Origin of the sequence: Amycolatopsis echigonensis, assembly GCF_014174495.1 — a bacterium.
Lineage (GTDB): Bacteria > Actinomycetota > Actinomycetes > Mycobacteriales > Pseudonocardiaceae > Amycolatopsis > Amycolatopsis echigonensis.
In genome coordinates, this window is the sequence record NZ_JACJHR010000063.1 from 1 (window position 1) to 19,130 (window position 19,130).

At 69.0% G+C, this 19,130-nt stretch carries 24 protein-coding genes; 9 read left to right on the forward strand and 15 right to left on the reverse strand.

Features of this window, described 5'->3' with window-relative positions; genetic code table 11:
• The 3 genes from H5411_RS32915 to H5411_RS32925 form a co-directional block, all read right to left on the reverse strand.
• Window positions 1-210 (reverse strand): ORC-CDC6 family AAA ATPase (locus tag H5411_RS32915; protein WP_416333218.1); only part of this gene is annotated, 210 nt, incomplete at its 3' end.
• Window positions 211-308: 98 nt separating this feature from the next.
• Entirely contained in the window at window positions 309-1,211 is a 903-nt protein-coding gene (locus H5411_RS32920) for an alpha/beta fold hydrolase (RefSeq protein ID WP_101435735.1), read from the reverse strand.
• 72 nt (window positions 1,212-1,283) lie between these two features.
• Window positions 1,284-2,192 (reverse strand): AurF N-oxygenase family protein, encoded by a 909-nt coding sequence (locus H5411_RS32925; RefSeq protein ID WP_101440778.1) that lies wholly within the window; start codon window positions 2,190-2,192, stop codon window positions 1,284-1,286.
• A gap of 102 nt (window positions 2,193-2,294) precedes the next feature.
• Between H5411_RS32925 and H5411_RS32930 the strand changes: the two genes are divergently transcribed.
• Window positions 2,295-3,089: a TetR/AcrR family transcriptional regulator gene (locus H5411_RS32930; RefSeq protein WP_183126050.1), complete on the forward strand. Its 795-nt coding sequence runs from the start codon at window positions 2,295-2,297 to the stop codon at window positions 3,087-3,089.
• A gap of 14 nt (window positions 3,090-3,103) precedes the next feature.
• Complete coding sequence (locus H5411_RS32935) at window positions 3,104-3,424, forward strand: DUF4873 domain-containing protein (RefSeq protein WP_101435737.1); 321 nt, start codon at window positions 3,104-3,106, stop codon at window positions 3,422-3,424.
• A gap of 80 nt (window positions 3,425-3,504) precedes the next feature.
• On the opposite strand, the gene H5411_RS32940 is transcribed toward H5411_RS32935, so the two are convergent.
• Window positions 3,505-3,735, reverse strand: coding sequence for a DUF3107 domain-containing protein (locus tag H5411_RS32940; protein ID WP_009072973.1), 231 nt, complete (start codon window positions 3,733-3,735; stop codon window positions 3,505-3,507).
• A 103-nt stretch (window positions 3,736-3,838) separates the two neighbouring features.
• Complete coding sequence (locus H5411_RS32945; protein WP_183126051.1) at window positions 3,839-4,519, reverse strand: ferritin-like fold-containing protein; 681 nt, start codon at window positions 4,517-4,519, stop codon at window positions 3,839-3,841.
• A 503-nt stretch (window positions 4,520-5,022) separates the two neighbouring features.
• Between H5411_RS32945 and H5411_RS32950 the strand changes: the two genes are divergently transcribed.
• The gene (locus H5411_RS32950; RefSeq protein ID WP_183126076.1) at window positions 5,023-6,621 is read left to right on the forward strand and encodes a DEAD/DEAH box helicase; all 1,599 of its coding nucleotides are present in this window, start codon (window positions 5,023-5,025) and stop codon (window positions 6,619-6,621) included.
• A 665-nt stretch (window positions 6,622-7,286) separates the two neighbouring features.
• Window positions 7,287-8,516, forward strand: a complete 1,230-nt coding sequence (locus tag H5411_RS32955; protein WP_376772261.1) for an Rv3212 family protein — start codon at window positions 7,287-7,289, stop codon at window positions 8,514-8,516.
• Between the two features lie 6 nt (window positions 8,517-8,522).
• Here H5411_RS32955 and H5411_RS32960 read toward each other — a convergent pair whose 3' ends face one another.
• The 7 genes from H5411_RS32960 to H5411_RS32990 all read right to left on the reverse strand — a co-directional run bounded on the left by H5411_RS32960 (window position 8,523) and on the right by H5411_RS32990 (window position 12,638).
• Complete coding sequence (locus H5411_RS32960; protein ID WP_246369526.1) at window positions 8,523-8,747, reverse strand: hypothetical protein; 225 nt, start codon at window positions 8,745-8,747, stop codon at window positions 8,523-8,525.
• A gap of 254 nt (window positions 8,748-9,001) precedes the next feature.
• Window positions 9,002-9,298 carry a hypothetical protein gene (locus H5411_RS32965; protein ID WP_183126052.1) on the reverse strand — a complete coding sequence of 99 codons (297 nt, stop codon included), beginning with the start codon at window positions 9,296-9,298 and terminating at the stop codon, window positions 9,002-9,004.
• Between the two features lie 81 nt (window positions 9,299-9,379).
• A complete protein-coding gene (locus H5411_RS32970; protein WP_101435740.1) occupies window positions 9,380-10,255 on the reverse strand; it encodes a RecB family exonuclease in 876 nt (291 codons plus the stop codon).
• A 51-nt stretch (window positions 10,256-10,306) separates the two neighbouring features.
• Window positions 10,307-10,939 carry a MarC family protein gene (locus H5411_RS32975; protein WP_183126053.1) on the reverse strand — a complete coding sequence of 211 codons (633 nt, stop codon included), beginning with the start codon at window positions 10,937-10,939 and terminating at the stop codon, window positions 10,307-10,309.
• Window position 10,940: 1 nt separating this feature from the next.
• On the reverse strand, window positions 10,941-11,804 hold the full coding sequence (locus H5411_RS32980; RefSeq protein WP_376772262.1) for a PHP domain-containing protein: 864 nt from the start codon (window positions 11,802-11,804) through the stop codon (window positions 10,941-10,943).
• 65 nt (window positions 11,805-11,869) lie between these two features.
• Entirely contained in the window at window positions 11,870-12,430 is a 561-nt protein-coding gene (locus H5411_RS32985; RefSeq protein WP_037353298.1) for a PH domain-containing protein, read from the reverse strand.
• Between the two features lie 22 nt (window positions 12,431-12,452).
• Window positions 12,453-12,638, reverse strand: coding sequence for a hypothetical protein (locus H5411_RS32990; protein ID WP_037353301.1), 186 nt, complete (start codon window positions 12,636-12,638; stop codon window positions 12,453-12,455).
• A gap of 167 nt (window positions 12,639-12,805) precedes the next feature.
• Between H5411_RS32990 and H5411_RS32995 the strand changes: the two genes are divergently transcribed.
• A complete protein-coding gene (locus H5411_RS32995) occupies window positions 12,806-13,207 on the forward strand; it encodes an NUDIX hydrolase (RefSeq protein WP_183126055.1) in 402 nt (133 codons plus the stop codon).
• A 281-nt stretch (window positions 13,208-13,488) separates the two neighbouring features.
• Here H5411_RS32995 and H5411_RS33000 read toward each other — a convergent pair whose 3' ends face one another.
• Complete coding sequence (locus tag H5411_RS33000; protein ID WP_183126056.1) at window positions 13,489-14,607, reverse strand: DUF2332 domain-containing protein; 1,119 nt, start codon at window positions 14,605-14,607, stop codon at window positions 13,489-13,491.
• 26 nt (window positions 14,608-14,633) lie between these two features.
• Window positions 14,634-15,137, reverse strand: coding sequence for a MaoC family dehydratase (locus H5411_RS33005; protein ID WP_037353308.1), 504 nt, complete (start codon window positions 15,135-15,137; stop codon window positions 14,634-14,636).
• Window positions 15,138-15,521: 384 nt separating this feature from the next.
• Between H5411_RS33005 and corA the strand changes: the two genes are divergently transcribed.
• From corA to H5411_RS33025, 4 genes are all read left to right on the forward strand, one after another.
• Entirely contained in the window at window positions 15,522-16,610 is a 1,089-nt protein-coding gene (gene corA / locus H5411_RS33010; RefSeq protein WP_101435744.1) for a magnesium/cobalt transporter CorA, read from the forward strand.
• A gap of 195 nt (window positions 16,611-16,805) precedes the next feature.
• Window positions 16,806-17,459 carry a metallophosphoesterase family protein gene (locus tag H5411_RS33015; protein WP_183126057.1) on the forward strand — a complete coding sequence of 218 codons (654 nt, stop codon included), beginning with the start codon at window positions 16,806-16,808 and terminating at the stop codon, window positions 17,457-17,459.
• Window positions 17,456-18,295, forward strand: a complete 840-nt coding sequence (locus H5411_RS33020; protein ID WP_183126058.1) for a chromosome partitioning protein ParB — start codon at window positions 17,456-17,458, stop codon at window positions 18,293-18,295. The genes H5411_RS33015 and H5411_RS33020 overlap by 4 nt, the downstream gene beginning before the upstream one ends.
• A gap of 53 nt (window positions 18,296-18,348) precedes the next feature.
• Window positions 18,349-18,696, forward strand: coding sequence for a ClpX C4-type zinc finger protein (locus H5411_RS33025; RefSeq protein ID WP_101435747.1), 348 nt, complete (start codon window positions 18,349-18,351; stop codon window positions 18,694-18,696).
• A gap of 107 nt (window positions 18,697-18,803) precedes the next feature.
• On the opposite strand, the gene H5411_RS33030 is transcribed toward H5411_RS33025, so the two are convergent.
• Entirely contained in the window at window positions 18,804-18,998 is a 195-nt protein-coding gene (locus tag H5411_RS33030) for a PspC domain-containing protein (RefSeq protein WP_009072943.1), read from the reverse strand.
• Window positions 18,999-19,130 lie beyond the last annotated feature (132 nt).

Consider the following 19,130-nt stretch of genomic DNA (forward strand, 5'->3'; position numbering starts at 1 on the left):
TTCGACCAGATCGGCCAGGTACAGCAAGGCGTGCGTTTTCCCGGTGCCGCGGCGGCCGTACAGGATCTGGTGGTCAGCGGAATGCAGCATCGCCGAGAACGACCCGGCCACCACGAAGGTTTTGGCGAGCGTATGCCGGTCCACGCTCTCCGCCCGCCGGGAAATCGCCATCAGGCTCCGGTTGACGTGCGCGCTCAGCGGCTGCCCCATGCCCGTCCTGTCTGTCGGCGACATCCCAGCCACCCAGCGTGACAGCGCCGGGCGGCCGGGAACAGCCGACAGTCAGGTACGAGCGCGAACGCGCACGGTCACGAAACCCGCAGCAGTGCTCCGATCCGCTTCGCGACCTCACCCGCCCGCTCCTGCGGCAGCATGTGCCCAGCACCGGGGAAACGGACAAACTCCGCGTCCGGCAGCTCTTCCGCGATCACTTTCGCGTGCGGCAGCGGACAAAGCCGGTCCTTCTCCCCCGCCAGCACCACGGAGGGCGTACCGCGCAACGTCGCCAACGCGACACGGCGGTCATGGGTCGAAATCGCGTCCTGGAACGCGCCGAGACTCGCCGGATGCGCGCACAACAGCTGATCCGCGACCAGCCGAAGGTCCGCGCGGCGCGGGTGGTCGCCGAACACGAGGAACCTCGCACCCGAGCGCACCATCGCCGGGCTCAACGGCAGCCGCTCGCCCTTGCGATGCGACAACGCTTTCGCCAGCCGACGCTCGAACCGCGCGGAGAACTGACCCGCCATTCCGGGCAGCCCCAACGTGATCCGGTCCATCTGCCCGGACGACGTCGCCACGAACGCCGCCCCGACCACCCGGTCCCGGACCAGCTCCGGATGCCGTTCGGCCAGCGCCATCATGGTCATGCCGCCCATCGAATGCCCGGCGAGCACCAGCGGACCCGACGGCACGCGAGCGGCGATCAGCTCGGCCAGATCGTCGGCCAGCCGCGGAATCGTCCCGGTTTCCTTGGTCGCGGGCGCGGAACCGCCGTGCCCGCGCAGGTCGTAGCGCAGCGTCCGGACGCCAGGTCCGAGGTGCTCCATCACCCCGTCCCACGTGCGGTGGTCCTGCGTCCAGCCGTGCACCAGCACCAGCGTCACCGCGGCATCGGCCGGGCCGCTCATTTCGACGTGCAGCGCACAGCCGTCGCTGGTCACGAACCGATGCTCGCGGGCCGGGTTGCGCAGCCGCTCGACGGTAGTCATTTCGCCTCCGCGGGAGGAAGTACGTCGGCGGTAGTCATTTCGCCTCCGCGGGAGGAAGTACGTCGGCGGTAGTCACTTGCCCTCCGGAAGCAGGAAAGACTTGCGCCAGAAAGGCTTCCCCGGCAATCCGACCAGACCGGACTCCTGCAGGAACGGCATGATCTTCTCCCCCGCCCACGCGATCGTCCCGCGCCAGTGCGGATTGTTCAGCGCCGTCTGGACGCCCTCGCTCGGCCGGATCCCGACCGCCTTGTAGACGTTCGGGTTGATGAACGCCCGCGTCACGAAGTACGAGATCAGCGCGATGCTGAACTGCTGGTAGGCGATCTCCGCGCGGCCGAGTTTCGCCATCCCCCGGGTGACTTCCTCGCGGGCGAAGGTGACGTGCCGCGCCTCCTCCAGCACGTGGATCCGGTTGACCATCCGGACCAGCGGCTGGATCTGGTCGTCGTTCATCTGCTCGCGCTGCAGCCGGTCGAGCACCTCCTCGGCGACCAGGATCGCGCCGTAGCGCGCCGGACCGTAGGAAATGGTCGGCATCAGCTTCGCGAACTGCCGCAGCACCGGCACCGGACCGTAGGTCGGGCAGCCGATCCGCGCGGACATCCTCGCGAACATGGTGGAGTGCCGGCATTCGTCGGCGATCTCGGTGAGCGCGAACTGCGCGTGCGCCGTCGTCGGGTCCTGCTCGTAGATCTCCTTGAGCAGCATCTGCATCAGGAGGATCTCGAACCACAGGCCCGTGGTCGCGATGCTGGCCATCTCGTGCTTGCCCAGCTCGATCCGCTGCTCCGGGCTCAGCCGGTCCCACAGCGGAGTGCCGTACAGCGACGAGCGCTCCGGCAGGATGTACCGCTTGCCCTCGACGAGCGGTGCGTCCCAGTCGATGTCGACGTCCGGGTCGTAGAACTTGTTCGCCGCCGACTTCAGCAACCGCTGTGCCGTCGCCTCCCGGTCGGTCACCTTGAGCGTCCGCGTCATCATCAGCCCCTTCCAGCGCCTGACTCGCCGTTGAATCGAGAAGCCGCGTCCCGCTGCCCCCACAGGAACATGTAACCCGTGGTAACAGTTACCTCTGGTAGCATGACCCCCGTGATCGAACGTGTCAAGCGCTCCAGCAAGCAGTCCGGCAAGCAGGCAGCCGACACCGAGACCGGCGCGGGCAGTACCGGCGACGCCCGCCGCGATCGCTGGCGCAAGCACCGCATCGCCCGCCGCGCGGAGTTCGTCGAAGCTGCCCTGCGCGCGCTCGACGCGCACGGTCCAGACCTCGGCATGGAGGACGTCGCCGCGGAAGCGGGCGTCACGAAACCCGTGCTGTACCGGCATTTCGAGGACAAGGCCGACCTGTACGTAGCGCTCGGCCAGCGCGGCACGGAGATCCTTTTCGAGCGGCTGATCCCGGCGATCAACGCGGAACTCGCGCCGGTGCCGCGGATCCGGATGGCGCTCGACGCGTTCTTCGGCGTCATCGAGGAGCATCCGAACCTGTACCGCTTGCTGGCGCACGGCGGGCTGCCGGGCAAAAACGCCGATTCGGACGTCGTCGCGGAGGACAAGGAGGTCATCGCCACCGCGCTGACCGCGTTGCTCGGCGACTACATGCGGATGTTCAACATGGACTCCGGCGCGGCCGAACCGTGGGCGCACGGGATCGTCGGCATGGTCCAGAGCACCGGCGAATGGTGGCTGGACCGGCGCTCGATGGGCCGCGATTCGGTGGTCGAGTACCTCACCCAGATCATCTGGGCGGCGATCGACGGGCTCACCCGCCAGCAAGGCGTGGTGATCGACCCGAACCTGCCGCTCGAGGAGAACAAGGTCGTCCAGCTCGGACGCAGCGAGAACAACACCGCCGCCGGCAACGAGGCCGGCTGACGAGAGGACCCCGGATGAGCGACGAAGACGGCTACACGGGCTCGGCGACGCTGGTCGTCGACGGCGCGGAATTCGCCGCGGACGTCGATCTGCGCGGCTATTTCCAGCCGATCGACGGCTACTACCACTGGTACGGCCGCGTCGCCGAGAACCCGAAGCTGGCCGAGGCGGTCGGCGGGCGCAAGAAGGCGTGCGAGGTGCGGATCGGCGAGCACAGCGCCGAGGGCGAGCTGTCCGATCCCGACCCGTGGGGCCGCTACCGGCTCACCGGCACGTCCACGCCGCCGTTCTCGGTCCCGAAGACGCTGGCCGAGGTCGAAGAAGCCACCGCCTGAGCCGCGGCTGACCACGGCTGACCACACGAAAAGGCCGCCCCGGAAGCGATCTCCGGGGCGGCCTTTCGCGTACGGCTGGATCAGTCGCCGACGCCGAACCCGACCTTGCGGACGTCGGACGGGGCGATCTCGACGTACGCGATGCGGTCGGACGGGACCAGGTACTTGCGGCCCTTCTCGTCGTTGAGGCGGAAGAGCCCGTCACCGGCCGTCAGCGCCTCGGCGACCAGCTTCTCCACCTCTTCGGGAGTCTGGCCACTGGACACCACCAGCTCGCGCGGCGTGTCCTTGATGCCGATCTTGACCTCCACGTGGGACCTCCGCTGGAAACTCGTTGTGACTACGCCCGGCAAGGCTAACCGAAGCGGGCCGCCGCGGTGGCGCGCGACCAGCAGGTGACTCGCGACCACCCGCTCAGCCCAGCCCCAGCGCCTGCATGCGTTTGGTGTGCCCCTGCTGCAACCGGCGGAACAGCGCGCCGATTCCCGCGAGGTCTCCGGACCCGGCGACGATCAGTTCGGCCAGGCCATCGCGTTCGGCCACCACGTACTGCGCCTGGGTGAGCGCCTCGCCGAGCAGGCGGCGCCCCCACAGCGCGAGCTTGTCGCGCGCCTTCGGATCGGCCTTGATCCCGGCCGCGACTTCGCGTTCGGCGAACGCCGAATGCCCCGTGTCGGCGAGGACGGTCAGCACCAGGTCCTTGGTCTCGGCGTCGAGCCAGCTCGCGATCTCGCGGTAGAGATCGGCCGCGAGCCCGTCCCCGACGTACGCCTTGACCAGTGACTCCAGCCACGATTTGGGCCGGGTGGAGGCGTGCCAGGCGTCCACTTGCGACACGAACGGGGCCATCGCGTCCTCGACCGCGACGCCGTGCGCGGCCAGATGCTTCGTCAGCAGATCGAGGTGCCCGATCTCGGCGGCCGCCATCGAGGCGAGCGCGGCGCGGCCGGCGAGCGTCGGCGCGCTGCGGGCGTCCTCGGCCATCCGGTCGAACGCGGAGAGCTCCAGGTAGGCGATCACGCCGAGCAGGTCGACGACGCCTTCGCTGATCACGGGCGGGGAGGTGGCGGATGCGGCTTCGGCGGGGTCGGTCACGGCGACGAGGGTATCGCCGAACCGCAGGCCCGCGCCGTGAAGAGACCGATCCCACGCCGCGCCGCCGCTCCCCGGTATTCCCCGGAAAAGACCTGACCAGGTACAGTGGGGTCGGATAAACAGAAGCTTCGCCGCGCCGGACCGCCTTTTTCTCAAGGGCCCCGGGAGCGGCGGGAACCAGGCGAGCGGCCGGTGCCACCAGGGCGACCGGGGTTCGCCGCAAGTGTGCGTGCACGCCTCCCAGCGGCATTCCCGGGAGGGCGGCTCCGGCGCCACCGGCCTCCATCGCAGAGGCCGAGGTGCGAGTCAGGCCCCCGGTCGAGTGTCGAGTGACAACCGGCCTGTGCGCGCTGGTCACGAGAGAGGCGATCACCCTGACCGCAGAACAGTCCACAACCGAACAGACCGAACCCGCGCAGGCCGCCGCCGCTGTCGCCCTCGAGCACAGCGAAAACGGACCGGCCGCGCTGGACACGTCGCACCCGCTGCAGGCCGGTGCCCCGGTGACCGAGGAGTCGCCGACGTTCGCGTCGTTCGGAGTGAAACCGGAAATCGTCAAAGCGCTCGAAGAGGCGGGCATCGAGCGCACCTTCGCCATCCAGGCACTGACCCTGCCGCTCGCCATGGCCGGCGACGACCTCATCGGCCAGGCCCGCACCGGCATGGGCAAGACGCTCGGGTTCGGCGTCCCGCTGCTGCACCGCGTGGAGGTGCCCGGCGACGGCACCCCGCAGGTACTCGTCGTGGTGCCCACGCGCGAGCTGTGCATCCAGGTCGCGAACGACCTGAAGGGCGCCGGCAAGCATCTCGGCATCCGCACGCTGGCGATCTACGGCGGGCGGCCGTACGAGCCGCAGATCGACGCGCTGCGCAAGGGCGTCGACGTCGTGATCGGCACGCCGGGCCGCCTTCTCGATCTCGCCGAGCAGCAGCACCTGGTGCTGGGCAAGATCCGCGGGCTCGTCCTGGACGAGGCCGACGAGATGCTGGACCTCGGCTTCCTTCCGGACATCGAGCGGATCCTCCGGATGGTGCCGGACGAGCGGCAGACGATGCTGTTCTCCGCCACGATGCCGGGCCCGATCATCACCCTCGCCCGGACGTTCCTGAACCAGCCCACGCACATCCGGGCCGAGGAGAACGACGCCGGCGCGATCCACGAGCGCACCGCGCAGTTCGTCTACCGCGCGCACTCGATGGACAAGACGGAGCTGATCGCGCGGGCGCTGCAGGCCGAGGGCCGCGGGCTCACGATGATCTTCAGCCGCACCAAGCGCACCGCCCAGAAGGTGGCCGACGACCTGGTGGAACGCGGTTTCGCCGCGGCCGCCGTGCACGGCGACCTCGGCCAGGGCGCGCGGGAGCAGGCGCTGCGCGCGTTCCGCTCGGGCAAGGTCGACGTCCTGGTGGCGACGGACGTCGCGGCCCGGGGCATCGACATCGACGACGTCACGCACGTGATCAACTACCAGTGCCCGGAGGACGAGAAGACCTACGTCCACCGCATCGGCCGCACCGGCCGCGCGGGCCGCACCGGGGTCGCGGTGACGCTCGTCGACTGGGACGAGGAACCGCGCTGGAAGCTGATCTCGGACACGCTGAACCTCGACCTGGCGGAGCCGGTGGAGACGTACTCGTCGTCCCCGCATCTGTACAGCGACCTGGGCATTCCGGAGGGCACGAAGGGCCGCCTGCCGCTCTCGAAGCGCACGCGCGCCGGCCTGTCCGCCGAGAAGGAAGAAGACCTGGGCGGCAAGCGCCGCGGCCGTCGCGGGTCGGCTGGCCCGGTTTCCTCGGAAGAGGAAGCCCCGCGCAAGCGCAACCGCACCCCGCGCAAGCGGACCCGCGGTGGCGCCCGTGCCGCCGCCGCGGTCGAAGCCGCCGACGCCGCCACGTCGTCTTCTTCGCCGGAGCAGCAGGAAGACCGCCCCCGCACGCGCCGCCGCACCCGCTCGGGAGCCGACGCGACCGGCCCGGCGACCTCCGCGGGCAACGCTACCCCCGCGACGACTTCCGACTCCGGCGAGACCGGAGACCGCCCGGCACGCCGCCGCCGTCGCCGCCGTCCGTCCGCATCTGATACACCTGCGTCGGCAGACTGAGCGACACACCGGGAGTCAGTTACGTGAACGACCACGGGAACGGCACCGACGAGACGCCCCCCGAACCCGGTTCGAACGTAGCGGGCACTCCCGCGAATCCCGACGAACGCCCCCGGCCGGACACTCCGGCCGGGGCGTACGCGTCGCATGAGGGTGCTGGTCCGGCGGAGTCGGCCGCTGCTGATCGGGGCGCGAGCCCGTCGTCCGCGGATGCTGATCCGTCGTCGCTCAGTGGTCCGGCGGAGAAGGCTTCTGGCGGCTCCTCTGAAGCGGCTTCCGCTTCGGCTGTTGCCGGCCCGCAGGACGCAGGTCCGACCGAGCCAGCCACCGAAACGGCTTCCCGGCCTTCCACGAACTTCCCCGCAGCCTCAGGCTCGGCTGAAAGCCCTCCCGCCGCAGCCGCTTCCCACCCGCAGGACTCGGCCGCGCCACTGCCAGGCGGCTCCGCAGCGAACACTTCCGCCGCGTCGGCCGCTCCCGGCCCACGAGCCGCCGACAAGGCTTCCGCCGCGGGCACCAGTTCCGCGATCCCCCCGGTCACTCCCGAGGAACAAACCGGCCCGATCGCGCGCGTCGCCGGCGAACCCGCCGGGGTCAGCGGCGCCCCCGCCGAACCGTACGGTTCCGAGAACCTCCTCCCTCGCCAGCCCGCCGCGGATCCTGTTGTGCCGCCGGGGAAAGCCCGTCGCTCGCCATGGAACCGAGGACGGGACCGGCTGATCGCGGGAGCGATCGTCGTCGTGGTCGTCGTGGTCGCCGCGATCGTCGCCGCCACCAGCGACAACCTGCACACCAGCCGCGCACTGGCGGATCCGCCGCACGCGCTCCCCTCGCCGCCGACCTCCGTGCCCGGGTCGATGACGCAGCTGTGGCAGGCCCCGAGTTCCGCGACGCCGATCCCGATCGGACAGTCCGACACGGTCACCACCGCGGACGGCGGAGAGGTCGCCGGTCGTGATCCGCTCACCGGGCAGATCCGCTGGCACTACACCCGCGAAAACCTGCAACTGTGCACTGTGGACACCGCGTGGGGACGGATCAACGCGGTGTACCACAAGACAATGGGCTGCAGCGAGGTCACCCAGCTCGACCCCGCCACCGGCCGCATCACCGCCCAGCGCAACGGCGACGCCGAACTGGGCACCCGCCTGATCGACGACGGCAGCCACGTCACGACCACCGGCAAGCATCTCCTCGACACGTGGCGCGACGATCTCGTGAAGAGCATGGAGTACGGCAAAGTCCCGTTCCTGCAAAACGCGAACAAGCAACCGCGCCCCGACTGCACCTACGGAACCGTAGCGACGGCCGCCGACAAAATCGGCGTGATCGAACGCTGCCCCGGCGACCGTACGGATCGCCTGACCGTCTACCGGGCGACCGCCGAGCACGAGGACGAACCGAAGGTCACCTACACCGCCCTCCTGGCGGGCAAACGGGCCCGGGTCATCGCGATGTCCGGCGACCTCACCGGTGTGCTGCTCCCGGACCAGAAGCTGTACGTCGTCTATGGCGCGGACGGTTCTCAAAAAGCCGCCTACCCCATGGATCTTCCCGCTTCGGATGTAGCGAACGATCCGGTCGGCGGCACCGAGGCGACGACCCGCACCGCCGCGGGGATCTACTGGTACACCGGCTCCAAGACCGTCGCGCTGTCGCGAGACGACCTGTCCCCGCGCTGGACTCTGGACGGCACGCTCGGCCCAGGAATCACCTTCGCGACCCAGCTGGTAGTCCCGATCCGCGGCGGGCTGGCTGTGCTGAACGAAACGAACGGCGCAACGCTGCGCACAGTCGGCGTCGACCGAGGTGCCTACCCGGGCCCGGTTCGCCTCACCGCGCTAGGCCCGGTACTGCTGGAACAACGCGGCCCGAACGTCGCCGCCCTCCGCTGACCCGGCTCAGAACCACCACAACACGCTGAACGCCACTCCCGCGACGACCAGTACCCCAGCCCCCGCGCCCACCGCCGCTTTCCCGGTGCGACGGTCGGCAATCCGCTGCAGAGCAAGCATCATCACCGCGGCGACCGGATGCCCGACCAACTTGAGCGGCCCCGGCCCAGGTGCCCCGTTCACGAAACACAACACGCCCACGACAAGCACCCCGACGGCCAAGACTGCCATTCCCGCCGCGACCGACCCGGTGAACCCCCGCCACCACCGCCCACGAGGCTTCCTCCTGACGGTCGGCTCATGACGCTCGGGTGCCGCTTTGGCTGAAGGCTCGTCACCGTCGATCGCGCTGGCCCGCACCGCCGCATCAGGGATAGCCGCATCTTCGTCAGGCACAGGATCGTCGACGGCAGCTAAGTCATGGCTGACCTCAGCGCTAGCACTGCCGTCCCTCGCCAAACTCCGCGGTGCCGCCGCAGTGCTCTTCACCTCAGCAGAATCAGCCCCAGCACGATCCTCTGCCGCAACTCCGCCGTCCAACGCCGCGCCATCGCGCACATCAGCACCGCCGCCGTTCGACGCCACGCCATCGCGCAGGTCTGTCCCACGGCCGTCGCTCGCCATACCGACCGTACCGGCGTTCTCGACACGACGGCCGTCGCGAGCCCTGCCTTGTCCCGCAGGAAGATCCGTCGCCACAGCAGCAGAATCCTTCCTCGCCACGCCACGAACCCCAGCCCCCGCGGCACCGCGACCCCGGCCGGCTCCGCGACCTCGGGCACCGGCCGTCCCGCCGCGGGCCGTTTCCTCAATGTCCGGTGACGCCACGATCCTCGGGTCCAATCCACATCTCGGGAAACCCCCTACGGCGCAAGCAAATCCCACGGTTGCGCGGCAGGAGCTGCCTGCTGTCCCGCCACGCAGCTCGGGCGGAAGTCGCACCACGCGCAGCGGCGGTCGGGGCGGGCGGGGAACAACGCGTCTCCGTCGCCGCCCGCGTCAAGGGTATCTGCTGCCAACCGCAAATCCCCGGCGGTCTCCTCGGCGCGTTCCAGGTGCCGCTTCAAGGTTTCCGGCGTGTGTTCCGCCGCGGCGATCGTGCCGGAGGGCAAATGGTGCAACTCGACCTTCGTGCACGGCATGCGCAAAGTGCGCGTCGCGGCGACGGCGTACATCGCCAACGCCTGCGACGCCCTGGCCTCGTGTTCGTCCGGGGCTCGGCGGCCGGTTTTGTAGTCCACGATCACCAGTTCGCCGCCGCGTTGGTCAATCCGGTCGGCTCGTCCCTCGATGATCATCGTCGGGCGGCCGCCGGTCGTGCTGACTGGCGCGGAAACCCAGCGTTCCAAGCCCACCGGATCGTCGCTGACGTCGTTGTCCTCGACGTACTCCGCGACCCAGCCCTTCGCGCGCGCACGGTAGCGCGCGGCCTGGTCGTCGTCGGCGAAACCGGCGTCCTTCCAGTGCTCGGCCACCAGCGCGATCGCGCGCTGCGGCGTCCGTTTCGCCACTGGCAGGTCGAAAAGCGCGCGCAACGCGTTGTGCACCACCGCGCCCAGCGTGCTGTGCGCCCACGGCCCGGTGCGCTGCGGCGTCGGCCGGTCGAGATACGCCAGCCGGTACCGGCGCGGACAATCGTCAAAGGTGCTCAACCGCGCCGGCGACACCTTGGTGAGCCGCTGCGGTTGCTCGACGCCGAAGTCGAACCCCAGCTGTTCTTTCACGCCGCCCCCTTCCATCGACGCCCACGCTACGCACCCCCACCGACACTTTCCGGCGCGGGCCGCTGGCTAGCCGGCACCGGCGATGAAGCCCTGCACCGAATTCGCGACCAGCTCGACGGCGATCGCGGCGAGCAGCAGACCGGCGATCTTCGCGAGCAGCGTGATGCCGCTTTCCTTGATCAGCCGGATGACCACGCCGGAGAACCGCATGCAGGTGTACAGCACGAAATGCACGGTCACGATCGCCAGCGCGAGCGCGATGTAGGCGCCGATGTGCCCGTCGGCCTGCCGGACGAACACGATGGTCGCCGCGATCGCGCCGGGACCGGCCAGCAGGGGCGTGCCGAGCGGAACGAGCGCCACGTTGACGTCCTCGGCCGCCTCTGGCTCGTTGCTGCCCGCGTTGCTGGTGAGCAGCTGCAGCGCGATCAGCAACAGCAGCAGGCCGCCCGCGCCCTGCAGCGCCGGGATGCCGATGCCCAGATACGCCAGGATCGCCTGCCCGGCCACCGCGAACAGCGAGATGACCAGCAGCGACACCAGCACCGCCTGCCGGGCCGCTTTCACCCGCGTGGCCATCGGTTTGCGGCCGACCAGGCTCAGGAACACCGGCACCGTCCCCGGCGGGTCCATGATCACGACGAGGGTGATCGTCGCGCTCATGAAGAGCTTCGCGTCGAAGAAATCCGAGACGGCCATCTCAGCCCTTCACCACTTGGAAGCCGGTCGCCCGCCCCACCAATTCCTCCAGCTGGTCCGGCTCGGTCGTTTCCTGGCCGAGCCCGATGGTCTTGTTCGTGCCGTGGTAGTCGCTGGACCCGGTGCGGATCAGGCCCAGTTCGTCGGCCAGCTCGCGGGTCCGCGCCCGGGTGGCCGCGTCGTGGTTGGGATGGTCGACCTCGACGCCGGTCAGTCCGCGGGCGGCCAGGTCGCGCAGGGTGTCCTCGCTGATCGTCGCGCCGCGGCTGAAGGCGAACGGATGCGCCATCACGGTGACCCCGCCGGCCGCGGTGACCATGTCGATCGCGTCCTCGACCGGGGTGTCGCGGCGCGCGACGTAGTAGCCGCGGCGGCTGTGCAGATAGTCGCTGAACGCCTCGTCCACAGAGGTGACGAGTCCGGCGCGGACCAGCGCCTGCGCGAGATGCGGCCGCCCGGCGGGCGAGTCTTCCGGCAGCAGGCCCAGGATTTCGTCGGCGTCGATCGGGAGGCCGTCGGCAGCCATCCGCTCGGCCATTCGCCGCAACCGGGTGCGCCGTTCGATCCGCAGCCGCGTCTGTTCCGCGACGATCGCGGGCGCGGCCGGGTCGAAGAGATACGCGAGCAGGTGCACGCTGATCTCGTAGCCGGTGTCCGGGTCGATCGAGACCGTCGACAGTTCCGCGCCCGGCACCAGCGTCATGCCCGCGGGCAGGGCCGCGGCAGCCGGTTCCCAGCCCGCGGTGGTGTCGTGGTCGGTGATCGCGACGACGTCGAGACCGGCACGCGCGGCAGCGCCGACAAGCTCGGCAGGGCTGTCGGTACCGTCGGAGGCCGTGGAGTGGGCGTGCAGGTCGATGCGCATCGGACCCATTCTCGACGATGCGCTGCGTCACCTCGGCGCCGGGACCAGTGCCGACGCGCCCGGGGTCAGCCGACCGGCTTCTTGCCCCGCGCCGCGCGCTGTGCCTTGATCATCGAGAACCGTTCGGCCTGCTTCTGCTTGTCGCCGAACACGAGCTCGGAGATCGTGTCGTAGAACTCCTCGGGCCGCGGCAGGTAGTCGATCCGGTTCAGCGCCTGGATCTGCCCGGCCGATTCGACGACCATCGTGCCGTAGCCGAGCATCCGGCCCCAGGCCGAACGCTGGTAGGTGAGGTCGGTGACCTTGCTGATCGGCATCATCAGCACCTTGGTGGTGAAGACGCCAGTGGTCATCACGAACCGTTTGTCGGTGACGACCAGCCGTTCGACCCACCACTCGATGATCACGTAGGCGAACCGCAGCACCACCGCGAGGGCGACGTACCAGAGGATGTTCTGCACGACCCACAGCGAGGGCGGCAGCAGGTACGACACCAGCACGCACACGATCAGCAGCGCGGCTGCCTCGAACGTGTCCCAGAGGAGCACCGCCCAGTGGCGGCGGATCCGGATGACCCGCCGCTCGGTGTCGAGGAGGTACTCGTCGGGGTCGCGTGGCGCGAACATGGTCCGAGGGTATCCCCTGTCGTCAGTGGAAGACGTTGCTGACGAACGTGATCACCGATTCGGCCGAGCTGCGGAGGAAGTCGATAATGTTGCTGACAAGTCCCGCAGCATGTCCCGGCTGGGCGATCACGAAGAACAGCACCAACGCGATACCCACGAGTCCCGCAAGCTTCTTCGCGTTCACAGCGATCAATCCCGTCTCTTCCATGACACCCGGAAATCTGACTTTCTACGTTGTACCGCACTGACCACCCACGCGGGAGGAAAGTCCCGCGCATGGGTCAGCCAGCCGCTCGAAGTGTACCGTACGGCTACTCTCCGTGTACAGGTTCCCGGACCCTAGGGGGCGCGGCCGGGGTCGGCTACCGTCGCGGCATGGACGGCCTCGAGCGCTGCGTCGGCGGCATCGTGTTCGACGACCAGGGCAGACTCCTGCTCATCCAGCGCGCGAACGAGTCGGGAAAAGGCCAGTGGTCGCTGCCCGGCGGGCGGGTCGAACCGGGCGAAACGGACCACGAAGCAGTGGTCCGGGAGCTTCGCGAAGAGACCGGGCTCGACGTGAGACCGCACACACCGGTCGGCTCGGTCGTCCGGGGCCGTTACGACATCCACGACTACGAATGTTCGTGGACCGGCGGAATCCTCACCGCGGGCGACGACGCCTCCGACGCACGATGGGTCAACTCGGCCGAACTGGTCAATTTAGACGAAGCGGGCCACCTGGTGGACCAGCTCATGGTGACGTTGCGTGACTGGAATGAGTTGCCGAGGACGTAACCCAGAGCGGTCCTTTGCGCATTGCCGACAGCCGTGTCCGCGATTGCGAACGCATTGCGGAGTTGTCGGAAAGTTTCCCCATCGTTCAAGAATCCGCGATGAGCACGGAAAATGCGCGGAACGCGTATTCGATATCGCCGGATGCGCATCCGGCGACCAGTCCGGGCGCTCGCGGAGCAGTGTGACTGATGGGGTGAATGTGACACAGGTTACTCAGGGTGCCTAGGAGCGTCGTGCGTGGCGATGCCGGGGAGAACCGGCATCGCCACGCACGAGACAGCTCAGGGCAGCCAGGTCATCCGCTGCCCGTGCGGTGCCGTCCGGGCCAGCGCGCGGACCTGCGGTTTTCCGTCCGCCCAGGTCGTCAGCCCCAGCACCGCCATCGCGGGCTCGCCCGCGGCCGAGTCGCCCGAGGACAGGTCGTCGCGGCCGGGCAGAACGGTCTCCAGCGCGGCCCGGTAGAACTCCTGGCTCACCCACCAGACCGGCCGGGTCGAGGACAGCCGCGCCAGTTCGGCCACGAAGTCCGCCCGCCGGTCCCCGAGATACGCCAGCGCGTGGCTCGTCAGGACCACCAACGGCAGTTCCTCGGGCAGCCGCGCCGCCGCCGAGGCCAGGTCGTCGACCGCGTCCCCGGCGATCAGCTCCGGCGCGTGCTTCCGCTGTTCGGCGGCAGCCGTGCGCAGCAGCCGGATCCGGTCGACCTGATCGGCCCAGACGCACGCCTCCAGCCACGCCAGCTCGTCCTCGTCCGAGAGGTCCACCGGAGCCCGGTCCAGACCCACCCTGCCCGCCACTGCCACCTTCTTGGGCAGCTTGGGCAACCGCGCGCCCGACGCGACATCGATCGAGCAGTGCAGCCCGACCGCGGCCTTCGCCGGACCGGCCGTGAGCTGCTCGCCGCCGTCGCATTGGTAGCGATAGCCGAACCGGTCGAGCCCCAGCAGCAATCCCGCGCTGCAGCCGACCTCGAGCAGCGCGATCTTGCCGCCCGCTTCCTTCGCCGCCGCCGCGACCGCCGGGTACAGCAGCGCGGCGCGGCGCACCTCGTTCGTCTGCGTGTAGCGGGTCGAGATGATCTCGCGGGCCTGGTCCGCGCGCTCCAGCAGGAACGAGCGGAACAACGGCCACGTCTCGCTGTCGACGCCGTCGAAACCGCCCACCGACGGGTAGTACCGCGACAGCGGATGGATCGGATCCGCCTGCACCAGCCGGTGCGCGGCGGCGAACAGCAAGGTGCCGCGCGCTTCGCCGCCGCGAGCGTCGGTCAGCAGCGCGGCGACGTCGTCGTCCTCGGCCGCGTGCGTGGCGAGGTGGTCATACAGCGGCGAAACCCCGCGCGCCTCCACCTCGGCGAACATGCGCAACCAGCGCTTGATCTCTTCCAGGGCGATGGCCACCCGTGCTCCTCTTCGCGGCGGATCGGTCACTCGTGCGGCGTCGGGCGACCGGGCTGTTCCCCGCCGCGGGTGTCACCGTAAGACCGCTTCGGCACCATCACTTTGCGCCGGAAAATGCACACGATGGTGCCGTCCTGTTTGTACCCTCGTGTCTCGACGTACACCACTCCCCGGTCGTCCTTGGATTTCGACGGGGTCTTGTCGAGCACCTCGGTCTCGCCGTAGATCGTGTCGCCGTGGAACGTCGGCTTGACGTGCTTGAGCGATTCGACCTCGAGGTTGGCGATGGCCTTGCCGGACACGTCGGGCACCGACATGCCGAGCAGCAGCGAGTAGATGTAGTTGCCGACCACGACGTTCTTGCCGAAATCGGTGGTCTCGCCCGCGTAGTGCGCGTCCAGGTGGAGCGGATGGTGGTTCATCGTGAGCAGGCAGAACAGATGGTCGTCGTATTCGGTGACGGTCTTGCCGGGCCAGTGCTTGTAGACCGCGCCGACCTCGAATTCCTCGTAATACCGGCCGAATTGCACGCTTGCCCCTCCTGTCCGGGTAACACCTGCCGAACCAGGTGCGACACCTCTCCGTGGTGAGGAGTACCCTCGACCATCGGTGATCGCGCGTCAACGCGACCCCTGCCACTTCGCACGCCTCGGCGTGCTCCGGCCGAAAGGAGGTGAGGGACCGCTCATGAGCAGTGGTGATAGTCCGCTCCCTAGTAGCCCGGCTGCCGCCCCACCTCCGCCCTCAACGGTGCGGCTGCGCCGCGCAGCATTGCCTGGTGTTCCCGCCTCGCCGGCCGGCCTTTTCCCCTCCTGGTAGGCCCGCGTCCGGGAACTCACGGTGCCGCCGGACGGACCCCCGCAGTCCGCCTGGCCGTCGTCTTCGTGCTTCACGACGCTCGCCCAGGAGAACCCATGCCTGCCATTCCCTCGCTAGGCGGCCTTCGCGGCCGCGGCAACAACCGGGCCAAGGCCAATCTCGAACGGCCGATCCCGGTGCCGCTGTCGGCCTATGTCGTCGATTGCGCGGTGTATGTCGACGGCAAGCGGCTGCCCGGGCGCTGGACGCACGCCGAGGCCATTCGCGAGGTGCGCAAGCGGCACGCGGGTTTCGTCTGGATCGGTTTGCACGAGCCCGATTCCGACCAGATCCAGGGCATCGCGGACACCTTCGGCCTGCACGAACTGGCCGTCGAGGACGCGCTGGAGGCGCATCAGCGGCCGAAGCTGGAGCGCTACGACGACACGCTGTTCCTGGTGCTGAAGACGGTCCGCTACGTCGAGCACCAGTCGCCGACCACGGCGAACGAAATCGTGGAAACCGGCGAGCTGATGGTGTTCCTCGGCCGCGATTTCGTGATCACCGTCCGGCACGGCAACCACTCCGGTCTCGCCCGGCTGCGCCGCGACCTCGACGAGGACCCTGAGCGGCTCTCCCTCGGCGCGGCGGCGGTCGTGCACGCGATCGCCGACCACGTGGTCGACCACTACCTGGAGGTCACCAGCCGGATCGAGGCGGACATCGACGAGATCGAGGCGCAGGTGTTCGCGCCGCGCTCGTCGGTGAGCGCCGAGCAGATCTACCTGATGAAGCGGGAAGTGCTCGAACTGCGGCGCGCGGTGGTCCCGCTCGCCACGCCGGTGTCGCGGCTCGCCGAGGGCTACACGCGGCTGGTGCCGGACGAGGTCCGCTCGTATTTCCGCGACGTCGCCGACCACCTCGCGACGGTGTCGGAACGCGTGGCGGCGTTCGACGAACTGCTCAGCACCCTGGTCGACGCGACCGTCGCGAAGATCTCGCTGCAGCAGAACACCGACATGCGCAAGATCACCGCGTGGGCGGCGATCATCACGGTGCCCACGATGGTCGCGGGCATCTACGGCATGAACTTCGACTACATGCCCGAACTGCATTGGCAGTTCGGGTATCCGATCGTGGTTTCGATCATTCTCGCGATCTGTCTGCTGCTGTACCGAATATTCCGGAAGAACGACTGGTTGTAGCCGCCCTCGCGGTCCCCCTTTCTTCCCCCGGTTGCAGGAGGTTCGTCTCGTCATGTCCCGGTTGCTGTCCAACCTCAAGTTCTGGGCCGTCGCCCTCTGCCTCGTGTGGATCGTCGGCATCGTCGCGATGATCGCGCTCAACCCCGGGTTCGCGCACGGCATGAAGTGACGCCGCGTGCGCCGTAATCTGGGCGCATGCCGAAAGCGCTGGTGGTGGCCGACGAGGCCGACGAGCGGCTGTGGACCCCGGCGGTCCGCTCGCTGCGGGTCGACCTCGTCGTCGCCGCCGGCGATCTGCCGTTCGCGTATCTCGAGCACCTCGCCGGCATGCTCGACGTGCCGTGCGTGTTCGTCCCGGGCAACCACGACCCGGACCTGAGCGGCTACACCCGCTACGGCGGACTGTCCATGAAGGACGGTTTCCCGACCGAATGGCCCGGCCCCGCCGGCGGCATCAACGCCGACGGCCGCGTCGTCGACGTCGCCGGGCTGCGCATCGCCGGGCTCGGCGGTTCGATCCGCTACCGCGATGGTCCGAACCAGTGGACGCAGCGTCAGCAGGCTCGCCGGGCCCGGCGGCTGGAGCTCCGTTTCCGGTGGCGGAAATGGCGCGACGGCAACGGAATCGACATTCTGCTGACGCATTCGCCGCCGCGGCATCTCGGCGACCGCGAAGATCCGCCGCACCAAGGTTTCACCTGTCTGCACCGCACGATCGAAACCCTGCAGCCGCGGTGGCTGCTGCACGGACACATCCACCCGCACGGCGAACCAGTGCCCGACCGCGTGGCCGGCCGCACCCGGATCCGCAACGTGGTGGGCTACCAGGTGATGGAGTTCCCGCGATGACCCGACCGACCGGTTTCCCGCGTGCTGACGCCGAAAACGACTTCCTTCGAGCCCGGCGACGGCAAGTGCTGTCCCGGCTTTCCACCTGGCTGCGCCGGGAACCCGACGACGTCAACATCATGCTGCCGTTCCACGAAGTGGTGCAGGCGCTCGGTTACGTGAGCGAGGCGCGGATCGGCACGCGAGTGATCACTTTGGACTCGATCGTCGGCACCGTCGACCGGAGCCGCGATTTCGACCGCCGGTTCCGCCCCACGTCCGCCCGGGTCCGGCAGCGCTGGGAACGACTCGCGCTGGCCGCCCGCCGCGGCGAGGCGATCCCGCCGATCGAGGTGTACCGCATCGGCGAGCTGCATTTCATTATCGATGGCCACCACCGGGTTTCGGTCGCACTGGCGCAAGGCCTGTCCACAATAGAAGCTTCGGTGACGGTCGTGCGCACCAAACTGAACCCGAGCGGCATCCGGTACCGCGGCGACCTGATCGTGAAGGATTATCGGCGGCTGTTCCTGGAACGCGTCCCGCTTTCCGGTCACGCGCGGGCTTCGGTGCTGGTGACGGATCCGTGGAACTACGCCCAGCTCGGCGAGCACGTCGAAGCGTGGGGTTTCCGGCTGATGCAGGACGAAGGCCAGTTCATCGACCGCGCGACCGTCGCGCAGCGCTGGTTCGACGAGGAGTTCACGCCGGTGGTGGCGATGCTGCGGCAGGCCGACCTGATCGGCGACCGCACCGAGGCCGAGGCGTACCTGTGGGTCGCTTGCGAGCGGTACCGGCTGATCCGGACGCACCGCTGGGACGAGGAAATCATCGAAAGGCTGCGCTCCCAACAGTGACTTGTCAGGCGACCCCTGACGTGTCAGGCTAGTCCTGACACTGGGAGGTTGCGATGACTTCGTACTGCTCGTTCTGTCTCAAACCGGCCGACGAGGTGGCCAAGCTGATCGCCGGTGCGGGCGTCTACATCTGCGACGGCTGCGTCGGACTGTGCGAACAGATCCTGGCCGGGCAGCACGAGCCGGGGACGTCCGAGGTGACGCTGTGGGAGCGGAAATCGGACGAGGAGATCCTCGAGAGCATCCCGCGGATGGCGAAGGTCAGCGCGCAGACGGACGCGCGGATCCAGGAGCAGGTGGATCTGCTGCGGACGCGCGGGGTGGCGTGGGCGCGGATCGGCGAGGCGCTCGGGGTGACGCGGCAGTCGGCCTGGGAGCGGTTTTCCGCCGAGCGGAAATGAGAACGGCCCTCTCCCGCGTGCCGGCGGGAGAGGGCCGATCCATCTCTACAGCTTGGGACGAGTCCGGACTGCTTGGTTGTCGCGGGCGAGCCGTTCCTCGGCCTTGCTCAGTCGCTGGGGATGATGGCCCAGAGGATCAGGTACGCGACGAACTGCGGCCCCGGCAGCAGGCATGACAGCAGCGCGAGCACGCGGACCTTGCCCGGCGTGGTCCCGAAGCGACGGGCGAGCCCGGCGCACACTCCGCCGATCATGCGCCCCTCCCGCGGCCGACTCAGCCGGTGAGTGACAGGTGCGGTCATCGTGTTCCCCTCCCGTTGGGTTCGTACCTCCATGGCACCACGTCCGCTGCCGGGGCACATCGCTCCGCGGGACGATCCGGACCCCTAAGGGGATGGGGTGCGGGAAGGGGGACGAATCGGGGTCGAGAACGG

Excerpts from the sequence above, each read along its gene's own strand:
- H5411_RS32920 (WP_101435735.1), bottom strand. The coding sequence starts at position 1,211 with ATGACTACCGTCGAGCGGCTGCGCAACCCGGCCCGCGAGCATCGGTTC.
- H5411_RS32925 (WP_101440778.1), bottom strand. The coding sequence starts at position 2,192 with ATGACGCGGACGCTCAAGGTGACCGACCGGGAGGCGACGGCACAGCGG.
- H5411_RS32930 (WP_183126050.1), top strand. The coding sequence starts at position 2,295 with ATGACCCCCGTGATCGAACGTGTCAAGCGCTCCAGCAAGCAGTCCGGC.
- H5411_RS32935 (WP_101435737.1), top strand. The coding sequence starts at position 3,104 with ATGAGCGACGAAGACGGCTACACGGGCTCGGCGACGCTGGTCGTCGAC.
- H5411_RS32960 (WP_246369526.1), bottom strand. The coding sequence starts at position 8,747 with ATGGCAGTCTTGGCCGTCGGGGTGCTTGTCGTGGGCGTGTTGTGTTTC.
- H5411_RS32970 (WP_101435740.1), bottom strand. The coding sequence starts at position 10,255 with ATGGAAGGGGGCGGCGTGAAAGAACAGCTGGGGTTCGACTTCGGCGTC.
- H5411_RS32975 (WP_183126053.1), bottom strand. The coding sequence starts at position 10,939 with ATGGCCGTCTCGGATTTCTTCGACGCGAAGCTCTTCATGAGCGCGACG.
- H5411_RS32980 (WP_376772262.1), bottom strand. The coding sequence starts at position 11,804 with ATGCGCATCGACCTGCACGCCCACTCCACGGCCTCCGACGGTACCGAC.
- H5411_RS32985 (WP_037353298.1), bottom strand. The coding sequence starts at position 12,430 with ATGTTCGCGCCACGCGACCCCGACGAGTACCTCCTCGACACCGAGCGG.
- H5411_RS32990 (WP_037353301.1), bottom strand. The coding sequence starts at position 12,638 with ATGGAAGAGACGGGATTGATCGCTGTGAACGCGAAGAAGCTTGCGGGA.
- H5411_RS32995 (WP_183126055.1), top strand. The coding sequence starts at position 12,806 with ATGGACGGCCTCGAGCGCTGCGTCGGCGGCATCGTGTTCGACGACCAG.
- corA (WP_101435744.1), top strand. The coding sequence starts at position 15,522 with ATGCCTGCCATTCCCTCGCTAGGCGGCCTTCGCGGCCGCGGCAACAAC.
- H5411_RS33015 (WP_183126057.1), top strand. The coding sequence starts at position 16,806 with ATGCCGAAAGCGCTGGTGGTGGCCGACGAGGCCGACGAGCGGCTGTGG.
- H5411_RS33020 (WP_183126058.1), top strand. The coding sequence starts at position 17,456 with ATGACCCGACCGACCGGTTTCCCGCGTGCTGACGCCGAAAACGACTTC.
- H5411_RS33025 (WP_101435747.1), top strand. The coding sequence starts at position 18,349 with ATGACTTCGTACTGCTCGTTCTGTCTCAAACCGGCCGACGAGGTGGCC.
- H5411_RS33030 (WP_009072943.1), bottom strand. The coding sequence starts at position 18,998 with ATGACCGCACCTGTCACTCACCGGCTGAGTCGGCCGCGGGAGGGGCGC.